Here is a 12,211-nt window from a genome sequence, read left to right on the forward strand (position 1 = left end):
AGATGCGCGTTAAGCGCTGACATTGCGCGGTCGATACATCGTGGTATGCATCGGCCGTGCCGCGAAGCCGATACGGTCGAGCTCGGCTGACGGCAATGAATCCGGGGGCTGAGGTTCGATGTCGATGCGCAGCAAGGAGCGTCACGCTCGTCTGTTGGAAGCACTGAACGCGGGAGAGATCGATGTCGACGATCTCGCGCGGCGCTTCGACGTTTCCGCTTCCACCGTGCGGCGCGACTTGCAGCATCTTTCCAAGAACAATGCCGTGCGCCGCACCTATGGCGGCGCCATTCTCACCGCCCACGCGAACGAGACAACGCTCGAGCAGCGCCTCGCGGTTCAGGGCAAACAGAAGCAGGCGATCGCGCGCGCGGCGATCGATCTGATCGAGGATGGCGACACGCTGATTCTCGATGCCGGCTCGACGGTCGCAGCCTTCGGCCGACTGCTGCAGCATCGGCGGCTGCGCATCATCACCAACAATCTTGCGCTGCTGCCCTTCTTCGCCAAGGCTCCGAGCATAGAGCTTGTGGTGTTGGGCGGCGCGCTGCGCACCACCAGCATGAGCACCATGGGGCCGCTCGCCAATGAGGCGTTGCGGCGCATGACCGCGGACCGCGCCGTCATGAGCGCCGACGGCGTGGTGAATGGCCGTGGCCTGTGCGAAGCGGATCTCGAACAGGTCGCACTGAAGTCGCTGATGATGCAGCAGTCGAAGGAAGTCATCGTTCTCGCCGACGCCAGCAAGCTCGGCCGCGCCGAACAGATGGCCTGGGCGCCGCTGCCGCCGCGCTGGACTCTGGTGACTGATGTCGGCGCATCTGAGGAGCAGTGCAAGCGTCTCGCCGACGCGGGAGCGCGCGTGATCGTTGCCGGCGTTCGCTGAGCCGGCATCGCAATTTTTCGCGTGATCGGAGAAAAATATCGACCGAGGCGGGGTTGCGGTAAGGAATCGCTGAACCGGGGCGCAATGCCGTCAACTTGAATCGCCATATGCTAGGTGGCGATCACCAAACGAGGTTCGCCATGGCGTGCAAGTCTTGGAGTGGTTCTTGGAACGGCACTTGGATCGGCTCTTGGATCAGCCGGCTTGGCGCGCCGCTCGTCGCTTTTGCTTTGACCGTCGCGCCGTTGGCTTCGCCGGTGCACGCCGTTGAGGACGCTCGCAAGGTGAGCGTGGTGTCGTTCGGCCTTTTCGGCGATCAGGGCGTGTTTAGAAGCGAGGCGACCGGCGCAGCACAGGTCGTAGCGGGTCGTTTCGGGAGCGGCCCAGTCAACGTGCAATTCAATTCGAAGAAAGGCGGAGGTGCAACGATTGAAGGCCTGGCTAAGTCCTTGCAGGCGGCGGCCAATGGGATGGACGCCGAGAATGATGTTCTGTTCTTGATTCTCACCTCGCACGGCTCCCCCGACGGGCTTGCAATCAAAGCCGGGCGGCTTACGCAAACGCTCACGCCGTCCCATCTCGCCGCCATGTTGGCGCGGACCGGCATGCGATACAAGGTGGTGGTCATCTCTGCCTGTTATTCCGGGGTCTTTATCCCTCGTCTCGCGAACCCCGATACGTTGGTCATCACCGCGGCCGATGCCGACCATTCATCGTTCGGCTGTCGGGACAAAGCCAAGTGGACCTACTTCGGCAACGCCTTTTTCAATATCGCACTCCGGCAAGCCAGAAGCCTGAAGAACGCCTTTGTCGTTGCACGCTCGCTCGTCCAGCAGCGAGAACTGCGCGCTCGCTTCGAGCCGTCGAATCCCCTGATGGCAGGCGGCGCAAACGTGCAGCCGTTGCTCATTGCGCGTCCTTGAGGACCGGCCGCGTTTGCGGCCGGCGCCGGTGGGTGCCGTCAACCTCGTCCATGTTGATCTGGTCACCGCATCGCGCCGCATGTCTGCTACGGGCCCCTTAGCGGACTTGATTGGCGTTATGGCTGACTTCCGCTTTGCCGGAGATAGCCGACTTCACCGCCAAAGGGAGAGACTGCTTCTGTCGGTGCCTCTCCGTCGGCCGAAGGCGAGGATCGTGGATGGCACTGTCACGTTCACTCATTTAGCAGGTGAGCTTGCCTGACGCCGTTGCGAACTTTGGTGTGAACGAAAACAGCACGTATCTGGTGCGGTTTCTGGTGCGGTCGTCGCGCTGCGGGCAACGAGAACGAAGTAAGTCTATTGATCTCATTGGTGGGCCCGGCAGGACTCGAACCTGCAACCAGACCGTTATGAGCGGTGGGACAATCGTCGCCGCTGTTAAGTTTCCTGCCTTTTCGTCGAATTCGACCACGTTCGCCGCCCTTCGTGCGAGTTGTTATTGGCGCGAAACTGGTACGGATTGTCAGTAGTCGAATCTTGGACCAGGACGTTGCGTTCTGTAGGTGATAACGTGAGAACGCACTCAAGCCCAGCGATCGACGGCAAGCGACCTCCATACGGCAGCGCGCCGGCAGATCGCCGCGGCTGGCCAAGGTCAGCCTCATAATGCAGGCTATGGGAAGGAATCAAAAGCGGTTCATGACAAGCCAGGCGAAACATAACGTGAGTTTCTGGGAGCGTCTAAAGACAGAGGCATCTGCTGAGTGGCGCGCCTACACCGAGCATCCCTTCACGAACGGATTGGCAGACGGCTCGCTCGCCGAACCGGCATTTCGTTATTATCTTGCTCAGGATTACTTGTTCCTCACCGAGTTCGCGCGCGCCTACGCGCTCTCGGTCTACAAATCGCCCAAGCTTGCCGACATGCGTGAAGCAGCGGCCGGTCTTTCGGCCATCCTTGATGTCGAGATGAACCTTCATGTGACACTCTGTGCCGGTTGGGGTCTGTCTGTCCCCAAGCGACCTTGAACAGACCCCTCCGGCGGCCGAGATGCTAGCCTATACTCGCTACGTGCTGGATGCTGGAATGCGCGGCGATCTGCTGGCACTCAAGGTGGCGCTGGCCCCATGCGTGATCGGGTACGCGGAGATCGCGAAGCGGCTGGCTGCCCAACCCGATGCGAACGCTGCGACGAACCCCTATCGCGTGTGGATTGCCGAGTACGCTGGTGCGCCATACCAAGAGGTCGCGGCGAAAGCGGGAGCACACTTGGAACATCTCGCTGATCTCTACGCCACCCCGGCCCGCGAGGCAGAGCTGATTGCGATCTTCAAGGAAGCTACTCGTCTCGAGGCAGACTTCTGGGAGATGGGCTGGCGCGCGGGCCAGCGTGTCGAATAGCGCTTCGGAAACTGTCATGCTTATAACCTGAAGGTCATCGGTTCGAATTTGTTGGCAAAGCTATCCGCAGATTTGGTCTCAATTGGGCTCTCTTTGATGATTTTGGTGGGTCCGGCAGGACTCGAACCTGCAACCAGACCGTTATGAGCGGCAGAATAGCGATCAGCTTCGTCGCCTTTGCCGCGCATTCGGTCGCTTCTGCTCGCGTTTGTTACGTTTTGATGATGTCGCTCCCGCTTTGGTCGCCAGCCAGCGATCAGTCAAAACGTCTCGGTAACCTTGCTCAGGCGAGGGGGACGATCCGGGTCAAATCCGCGCGCGCATGCCGCCTGCTCGATCATCCGGTAGGCCGGAACGAGCATGGTGATCGGGTCGGTGGCGGGGTCATCCTCGACCAACCAAGGCAGCGAGCCATGCGGTCCGCCGCAGAGATGCAGCGCGATCTTTTGCTCGCGCAATTCCTCTGCCAGTGCGTCCACCGTGGCCGCCGTTTCATCCATGAGGCGCATCATGACAACTGGCGTGCGCGACGATAACGCGGCACGTGGCCCATGCTGCAACTCGGCGGCGCTCAGTCCGATGGAGGGCAGGCGCATGATTTCCGAAAGCTTGAGCGCGATCTCCCTCGCCGAGCCCAGGCCCAGGCCCCGAGCCGCCACAAACACGGCTGATGCCTCGACGAGATCATCGGCAATCTCCGACCAGTCGAGCGCCAGCGCGCGGTGCAGGCGCTCGGGCAGCCGGTCGAGGGCTGACCGCAGCGCACGATCTTGCGCCAGCTCGGCAACCAGTCCGGCACTGGCGGCCATCGAGCCGATCACGGTCTTCGTGGCCGCTACGGAGTGTTCTTGGCCGGCTTCGATCGGAACGACGAATTCCGCTTCGTCAGCCACCGGCGACGACGTCGCATTGACGATGGCAATCGTGCGTGCGCCCGAGGCTCGTGCCGATCTGGTCGCTGCGACGAGATCCGGGCTGCGCCCCGATTGCGAGATTACGATGAACAGCGCATCGCGGAGCATCAAAGGTGTGCGAAATGCCGTGATCACCGAGGGAGCACTTGCTGAAACGGGAAGGCGAAGCCGCGTCTCGACAAGATATCTCAAGAAAACCCCGGCATGCCCGGAGCTTCCCCGACCACACACGACGCACAAAGGGGCGGAGTCAATCCCAATCCGCTGTGCGATGTCGCGCAGGGCGGGTCGGCTGCGAACAATGTTAGCGACAACATCCGCGCTTTCCCCGATTTCGCTCGCCATCGCGGATATCGTCACGGCTCAACCACTCCGCCTCGGCCGCGTCCCGCCGCTCCCTTTGGGAGTCGGTCACCATGCGAGTCACGATTCTTGGCAAGCTCGACAAACACTTGCCGAAGATTGCCGTCACAGTTCTCCAGAACGGTCTTCGCATCAACCCTGTCGACACCGAGCGCCAGAAGGACTGCAATCTTGATGTCTCCCTCGGCCTGCTCGAGCGAGCGTGCCGCGTGCGACGGATTACAGCGCGCGATTTGCGCCACCATGGCCTCGGCGCGCCGCTTCAGCTTGGCATTGGTCGGCGGCATGTTCACCATCATGCCGCGATATACCCGGCCAAGGCGCAGCATGATCCCCGAGGAGATCAGGTTGAGCACGACCTTCTGCGCGGTGCCCGCCTTCATCCGCGTGGAGCCGGCGATCAGCTCTCGGCCGGTCTCGACCAGGATCGGAAACTTTGCCAATGCCAGCAGTGCGGTGCCGGGATTGTTGGCGACACCAATCGTTACTGCATCGAAAGACCCTGCCTGCTGCAGCGCCGCGACCGTGAACGGCGTTGTGCCGCTGGCGGCTACCGCAATCACCACGTCGTGCGGCGTGAGCCGTGCGGCGCTGATCTGCGTGACTGCATCATCGACATCGTCCTCCGCGCCCTCGATGCTGGTGACGAACGCGCTGTCACCGCCGGCAACGACGAAGCGAACGCGCTCGCGGGGCCAAGCGAAGGTCGGCGTCAGCTCGGCGCCGTCCTGGACCGCCACGCGGCCTGACGTGCCCGCGCCGACATATACAATGCGTCCGCGGTCGCCCAGCACCGTCTTGGCCGCTTCGGCTGCCGCGGTGATCGCGGGAAGGGCATGGCCGATCGCGGCGACCGCCGCAAGCTGGCCCTCCCACATCGCTTCCATCGCTGACGTCAGCGACCATGCATCAAGGTCGGTAAATCTGGGATCGACTTCTTCGGTGGCCATATCGGTGATCCAAGCACCATCAAACGCGGAACTACGAAGCCTGTTCATGGTCAGTTTCTCTCTTGGGCGGGTCCAGCTTGCGCAGGTCGAGCCGCCCTCGGGCCACAAGCAGCGCGCCGGCCGCTGCGTCGGCGTCAGGACGCCTCAGGCGGGCGCGCAGGTCAGGGGTTAGCCAGGGCGTAATCGCATCCGCGAGCCCGCCCACCAGCGCGAGCCGGTCAATTCCTTTAGCCAGGAACAGATCAAGCAGATCGCCAATGGCATCGGCCGCGCGTTCGACAATGCGGCGGCCGACCGGATCGCCCTGATTGGCATGCCGCATCACGGTCGGCGCGAACGCGGCGTAGTCGGTGGCCCGGGCTTCTTCAGACCACGCCACGGCCTGATAAGGATCTTGATCGAATGCGCCCAGCACCTCTGCAAGCAATGGTGTCAGCTCGCCGCGGCGATCCGCGGCCCGCAGCGCCAGTCGAACGACCTGCAGGCCAATGTCGGCGCCGCTGCCTTCGTCCGAGACTGGGAAGCCGTAACCGGCGATGCGGATCTCGCTGCCGCCAATCAGGCCGACACCCACCGAGCCCGTGCCGGCCACCACGATGGCCCCGTCCGCGCCGCTATGGGCGCCGAGACAGGCAGCTAGGCCATCGCTGATGAAGATAACGGACGCAAAGGGATGCGGGATCTCTTTGAGCGCCGCTTCCGCGCCCCGGCGACCAATGCCGGCGAGGCCAATTCCGGCGTGCATCCGCGCGAAATCCTCGCGCGTCAGTTCGGACTGTGCGGCCGCCGCTTCGGTGGCCTCCATGATGGACCGCCAGGCCCTGTCGAAGCCAATCCGGGTCGTGGCAGGCCCCGAGCTCGCTTCACCGAGTACCCTGCCGTTTTCGTCCTCGATCCGGGCGCGGCAGCGGGTTCCGCCCCCATCGATGCCGAGATAGGTGGTACCTTTTGTTTCCATGAGAAGTTAACGCAAGGATTTAGCTCCGGGTCCCTGAAGCCCGTTGTGTACATATTGGGACCTGTACAACACGGGACTCGCCTCACGAGTCCGTGATTGCCATTCTCGGATCAGCACTTATGGGCCAAGCTGGGTCTTCCGTGGTTTTCTCGATTGCTGCGCAGCACATCTTTGACGGTGCCGACATGCGCGGGCCGGGGTTGGTCAGAATATCGCAGGGGCGGATCGAAGGCATTACCGAGGAAGCGCGCGCCTCGATCCACCTTCCCCGAGATGCGATACTTGCACCCGGATTCGTCGATGTTCAGGTGAACGGAGGCGGCGGCGTTCTTCTCAACGACCAGCCAACGGAGGCCGGCGTTCGCCGCATCGTCGAGGCGCACCGCAAGGCCGGCACCACGGGCTGTTTGCCAACCCTCATCACCGATCGAAGCGAGGTCATCGAACGATTGGCTGTAGCAGCTCAGGCGTGCCTCGAAATTCCTGGCGTGCTCGGCTTTCATCTGGAAGGTCCGGCCCTCAACAGATCTCGCAAGGGCATTCATCCGGAAGCCGAGATACGCGTGCCCGATCGGCGCGATCTCGCCGCCATCAAAAGCTTCGGGGACCGCGGTCGCTCCATGGTGACCTTGGCCCCGGAATGCGTGCCCGCGTCCATGATCGATGAATTGATCGGCGCCGGATTGCGTATCGCGGCCGGCCACAGCGACGCCACCGCAGCCGAAATCGGGCAGGCGGTCGATCGCGGTGTCTCGGGGGTGACCCATCTGTTCAATGCCATGTCGCAGTTGAACGCCCGAGAGCCGGGCTTGGTGGGCGCCGCGCTGGGAGATGACCGGTTGTTTGCAGGGATCATCTGCGACGGCATCCACGTTGACCGCGTCGGCTTGCGTGTTGCCTTGCGCTGCAAGGGACGCGATCGATTGATGCTGGTTACCGATGCCATGCCATTGGCGGGCACGAGCGACCGGCAATTCCTGCTACAGGGAAGGGAGATCACGTTGCACGACAATCGCCTGACTGACCGGGATGGCACGCTCGCGGGCGCTCACCTCACCATGATCGAGGCGGTGCGCAACGCTGTTGCGCTTATCGGAATCTCCCTTGTCGATGCTCTTATCATGGCTTCCCGGACGCCCGCGGCATTTCTAGGCCTTGGGTCCGAGCTTGGACGGATCGCGCCCGGATACCGCGCGGATCTTGTCGCCTTTAATCCGAACTTTGAGGTCATTGGTACATGGATAGGCGGTGTTGGTTCGATGGGCGAGGCGAACAAGGCTTCCGAGCGAGGTTAGATGCGCAACCAGCCCATCGTCGTGCAGAAATACGGTGGTGCCTGCCTTGAAACACTGGCGAAGATTCGCGCGGTTGCGCGCAGTCTCGCCGACCTGCACGGCAGTGGGAAAGGCACCTCTGACCGGGAAAAATGCGCCTTGTCCCTTCATCCTTCCAAGTAAGCTGTTGCAATCGCAGCAAATGCGAACGCCCTCCGAGCGCACCATAATTCCAGAGCGGGGATGCGACGTCGCTATTGGCTTCACACGGGCCGAGCATCCGGCTTGAGAATTGGTGAGAAATTGCGCGAAGTCACTTGCTACCATAAGGCGCGCGTTGCGCTGGTTAGTCAATGTTGCTGACGGTAATTCCCCGGAATTGCTGGCGCGCCAAACCCGGTCTGGGATACCTCATTCAACGCACCCGGTTCTTGTCAAGTCAACGTCCGCCCTGCATTCGCATCGAACATATTTGGAGATGATCATGCGTAGCATAGCCTTGATGATTGCATTCGTGATCTCGTTTACCGCCCCGGCGTTAGCTCAAAAAGCCGAGATCGAGGCCATCAATGCGAAATGGATTGAATTGTTCAACAAGGGCGACTTCTCGGGAGTTGCGTCACTCTACAGCACGGATGCGACCGCATTCCCGCCAGGTACCGCGATGGTTCACGGCCGATCAGCCATCGAGGTAATGTGGAAAAGCATGGCGGAACAAGTTGGCGATCCGAAGCTCGCAACCCTTGACGTTAAGCCCCTTGGTCCAACCGCGGCGCGCGAGATTGGGACGTTCGCCCTCAAGACCAAGGGACCGACACCGAAGGATGTGACTGGAAAGTATGTCGTGGTTTGGGAGAAGGTCGGCGATGATTGGAAGCTGACCACCGACATCTGGAACGACGGCAACTAGGCATCTCTGTTCATAGCTGTGCTTCGCGCTTACGTTGAGTTGGCTATTGCACGGTCGAAGGCGCGCGCGATCGGGGCCCCATGGCATCGCTTGGCAGCGCCCAGCTTTCGCCGGAGCCAATGTGTTAAACTGGCTGAGATGTCTCGCGATCGGTGCTTCCATTTGCAGATGTGCCTTCGCAGGTCTCTGCAATGTGCTACCCTTATCCCTATTGGCCATAGGTATACCATGACAGGTATTGCAGAGTGGCTGGCATCGATCGGTTTGGGAGAGTACGCCGATCGTTTCGCAGAGAACGCTATCGACCTCTCGGTCGTCGGCGATCTCACGGAGCAGGACCTCAAGGACCTCGGCGTCCTGCTTGGGCACCGGCGCAAGATGCTGCGCGCGATTGCGGCACTTGAGGATGATGTCGCTGCATCGGACCAAGCGGCTGCCAAACCAGCGCCGCGAGACGGCGCCGAGCGGCGCCAAATCACGGTCATGTTTTGCGATCTGGTGGGCTCGTCCGCACTTTCGGCCCGGCTGGACCCGGAGGACTTGCGCTCGATAATCGGCGACTATCACGCCTGCATCGCTGAGGTTATCGCCCGGAGTGAGGGCGTTATCGCGCGCTACATGGGGGATGGCGTGCTTGCCTATTTCGGCTACCCCCTGGCGCACGAGGACGATGCCGAGCAGGCGACACGTGCGGGGCTGTCACTGGTCGATGCCGTGGCCAACCTTCAGACAGATATCGGCACCAAGCTGCAGGTTCGCGTTGGCATCGCTACCGGTATGGTCGTCGTGGGCGATCTGATCGGCGAAGGCGCCGCCAAGGAGCAGGCGGTGATCGGTGAGACACCGAATCTGGCTGCTCGTCTGCAGCAGTTCGCCGAGCCCGGTACGGTGCTGATCTCCGAGAGTACGCGCCAGCTCACCGAAGGATATTTCGAATACTGCGATCTTGGCTCGATCGCGCTGAAAGGATGGGCGGAGCCAATACCTGCCTGGCAGGTGCTCGGGACGACTGGAGTCGAAAGCCGCTTTGAGGCTCAGCACAGGACTCGATTGACGCCCTTGATCGGGCGAGACGAGGAGATCGAGCTGCTGTTGCGGCGCTGGCAGCACGCCTCTTCGGGCGAAGGTTGCGTAGTGGTTCTAACTGGAGAGCCAGGTATCGGTAAGTCGCACATCGCGCTGGCGCTTCAAGAACGGCTCCAAGCGGAACCACACATTACGGTCCGCCATTTCTGCTCGGCGCACCATACCAACAGTGCGTTGTATCCGTTCATCGACAATCTCGAACGTGCTGCCCGTTTCGAAAGAGGTGAAGCGCCGACGGAGAAGTTTGCCAAGCTTGAAGCTCTGCTGTTGCGGTCTGGCGCCGACGCAGATCGTGTGGTGCCGGCTCTAGCAAACCTTCTGTCGCTACCGGTCAGTGACCGCTACCAGCTGCCCGAGCTCAGTCCGCAGAAACGCAAGGAGATGACGTTGGCGGCATTCTCGGCTCAGCTCGAAGTGTTGGCGGCGCGGCAGCCAGTGTTCATCATCTTTGAGGATGCCCATTGGTCGGACCCGACTTCGATGGAGCTGCTCACGATTACACTGGAAAAGGTACCACGACTCCGAGTGCTGCTGCTCATCACCGCGAGACCAGAGTTCACGCCGCCCTGGCCTGGTCATGCACATGTGACGACCGTCTCGCTTACACGGCTGAACCGGCGCAACGGGGCGGCCTTGATCGAGCGCGTCACGGCAGGCAAGACGCTCCCAGAGGAGGTCTTGGACCAAATCCTCGCTCGCACCGACGGCGTGCCCCTGTTCGTCGAGGAACTGACCAAGGCGGTGCTCGAAACCGGCTTGCTGCAGGAGCGAGACGACCATTACGTGGTCAGCGGTCCGCTACCCTCGTTGGCGATTCCAACGACATTGAACGCATCGCTGATGGCTAGGCTCGACCGATTGGCCCCCGTGAAGGAAGTTGCTCAGATCGGCGCCGTTGTGGGGCGCGAGTTCTCGTACGAACTGCTGAGCGTGGTCGCCAAGCTGCCAAGGCAACGGCTTGAGGAGGCGCTTGCCCAGTTGGTTCAGGCGGAGTTGATATTCTGCCGAGGCGAGATACCCCGGGCGGTCTACACCTTCAAGCATGCGCTCGTGCGGGACGCTGCCGAAGCGGGACTTCTGAAGAGCCGACGCGCAGCGCTGCATGCCGCCGTCGCCAACGCTTTCGAGCAACGATTCCCGGAAATTGTGGAGTCTCAACCCGAGACTCTCGCACTCCACCTTACCGAGGCGGGATTGTTCGAAAAGGCGGGAGAATATTGGCTCCAGGCAGGCAAGAAAGCGGCCATGCGCTCCGCCAACCTCGAAGCGATCGCACACTTGCGCAAAGGCATTGAGGTCTCGGCCCATTTGGCCGACGGTGCGCTTAAAGACCGGCTGGAGCTTGATTTCCAGTACGCGCTCGGGCCCTGCCTCATTGCCACCCAGGGGCCGGCCTCGCCCCAGGCGGTGGCGACCTTTGCGCGAGCGCGCGAGCTGTGCCAGCGGCTCGGAGATCCCCCCGAGCGACTACAAATCATGTTTTGGTTGACCACCGCGAGCGTCATTCGCGGCGAGTTGCCGGTCGCCGAGGAAATGATCTCGGTGTTGCTCGATCTTGCGGAGGGTCGGGGTGATCGACCAACGTTGCTCAACGCGATGCGTGGGCAAGGGATGATACGCCTTTTCATGGGAAATCTCGTAGGTGCCCAGGAGGTGATCGAACGGGCCTTCGAAGCGTTCGAAGCGAGCAGCGAGCATGACAGATTGGCGGCGCGTGCTGCCGGCCAGGATGCGGGTGTGGCCGACCTGGCTCTGATGTCATGGGCGCTCTGGCTGCAGGGCCGTGCTGATACGGCACTCGCGCGTGTAAATGCCGCCCTTCAGCGTGCCGACGTCATCAGTCATCCGCATTCGCAGGCCTATGGATGCTATTATGCATCCATTCTCCACGCTCTTCGGGGTGACTTCCGAAAGGCACACCGTTATGCCGATCGTTGTCTCGCCTTGTCGGAAGAACTCGGATTCCGGCAGTGGCGAGGATTGGCTCGCGCCATCCGGGGGATAAGCGCCACCTTCCTTGATCCTTCGTCCGCCGCGCTCGAGGAAATCCGTACGGCGATGAACGAATATCGCGGCGCGGGCTATCAGCTTGGCATCACAGCACTGTATGTGCTCCTGAGTGCCGCTTTGTTGTCGAGCCATCAAAGCGAAGCCGCGCTCGAACTGATTGAGCAGGGTCTCGCTACAACCGGCCGCAATAGCGAACGGATATTTGAGGCCGAGCTGTATCGATTGAAGGCGCGCGTATTGCTCGTCCGCGATGCACCGGAGGCCAGCACCGATGCACGATCACTGCTCGATCACGCATTGACAACTGCAAAAAGTCAGCGCGCCAAGGCCCTTGAACTTCGAGTAGCAGTAGACCTCGCCAACTTGTGGATCGATCAGGGCAGAACCAGCGAAGCGCTCGACCAGCTCGTGCCCATCTACGGCTGGTTCGTCGAGGGTCTTGAAACGCAGGATCTGAAGCAGGCAAAGGCATTACTCGACCGACTGCAGTAATTGCGCCTCGACTTGCGGATATTGGAGCTTGGCTCAGCAGGTC

Annotated in this window: 10 protein-coding genes and 1 pseudogene; 7 read left to right on the forward strand and 4 right to left on the reverse strand. The window is 61.6% G+C overall.

All coding sequences use genetic code 11. The features are described from left to right. Window positions 1-118 precede the first annotated feature (118 nt). The 3 genes and pseudogenes from J2R80_RS20190 to tenA all read left to right on the forward strand — a co-directional run bounded on the left by J2R80_RS20190 (window position 119) and on the right by tenA (window position 3,211). Window positions 119-886, forward strand: coding sequence for a DeoR/GlpR family DNA-binding transcription regulator (locus tag J2R80_RS20190; protein ID WP_076834264.1), 768 nt, complete (start codon window positions 119-121; stop codon window positions 884-886). 140 nt (window positions 887-1,026) lie between these two features. Beyond that, a complete protein-coding gene (locus tag J2R80_RS20195) occupies window positions 1,027-1,809 on the forward strand; it encodes a C13 family peptidase (protein ID WP_244559000.1) in 783 nt (260 codons plus the stop codon). A gap of 723 nt (window positions 1,810-2,532) precedes the next feature. Further along, window positions 2,533-3,211: pseudogene (gene tenA / locus J2R80_RS20200) on the forward strand (thiaminase II). A 20-nt stretch (window positions 3,212-3,231) separates the two neighbouring features. Here the strand turns inward: tenA and J2R80_RS20205 are convergent. From J2R80_RS20205 to J2R80_RS20220, 4 genes are all read right to left on the reverse strand, one after another. After that, entirely contained in the window at window positions 3,232-3,399 is a 168-nt protein-coding gene (locus J2R80_RS20205) for a hypothetical protein (RefSeq protein WP_156436544.1), read from the reverse strand. Window positions 3,400-3,471: 72 nt separating this feature from the next. After that, complete coding sequence (locus J2R80_RS20210) at window positions 3,472-4,470, reverse strand: SIS domain-containing protein (protein ID WP_253589671.1); 999 nt, start codon at window positions 4,468-4,470, stop codon at window positions 3,472-3,474. An 11-nt stretch (window positions 4,471-4,481) separates the two neighbouring features. Further along, entirely contained in the window at window positions 4,482-5,438 is a 957-nt protein-coding gene (locus J2R80_RS20215; protein WP_253639278.1) for an N-acetylmuramic acid 6-phosphate etherase, read from the reverse strand. A gap of 31 nt (window positions 5,439-5,469) precedes the next feature. Next, entirely contained in the window at window positions 5,470-6,396 is a 927-nt protein-coding gene (locus J2R80_RS20220) for a BadF/BadG/BcrA/BcrD ATPase family protein (RefSeq protein WP_253639279.1), read from the reverse strand. Between the two features lie 119 nt (window positions 6,397-6,515). On the opposite strand from J2R80_RS20220, the gene nagA reads away from it, so the two are divergent. From nagA to J2R80_RS20240, 4 genes are all read left to right on the forward strand, one after another. Next, on the forward strand, window positions 6,516-7,691 hold the full coding sequence (gene nagA / locus J2R80_RS20225) for an N-acetylglucosamine-6-phosphate deacetylase (protein WP_076834254.1): 1,176 nt from the start codon (window positions 6,516-6,518) through the stop codon (window positions 7,689-7,691). Next, a complete protein-coding gene (locus tag J2R80_RS20230; protein ID WP_158074244.1) occupies window positions 7,692-7,853 on the forward strand; it encodes a hypothetical protein in 162 nt (53 codons plus the stop codon). Between the two features lie 301 nt (window positions 7,854-8,154). Beyond that, on the forward strand, window positions 8,155-8,580 hold the full coding sequence (locus tag J2R80_RS20235) for a DUF4440 domain-containing protein (RefSeq protein WP_253639280.1): 426 nt from the start codon (window positions 8,155-8,157) through the stop codon (window positions 8,578-8,580). A gap of 228 nt (window positions 8,581-8,808) precedes the next feature. Continuing rightward, window positions 8,809-12,168 carry an adenylate/guanylate cyclase domain-containing protein gene (locus J2R80_RS20240; RefSeq protein WP_253639281.1) on the forward strand — a complete coding sequence of 1,120 codons (3,360 nt, stop codon included), beginning with the start codon at window positions 8,809-8,811 and terminating at the stop codon, window positions 12,166-12,168. The last annotated feature ends 43 nt before the right edge of the window (window positions 12,169-12,211 follow it).

It is taken from the genome of Bradyrhizobium sp. USDA 4541 (genome assembly GCF_024171085.1).
Classification (GTDB): domain Bacteria; phylum Pseudomonadota; class Alphaproteobacteria; order Rhizobiales; family Xanthobacteraceae; genus Bradyrhizobium; species Bradyrhizobium australafricanum.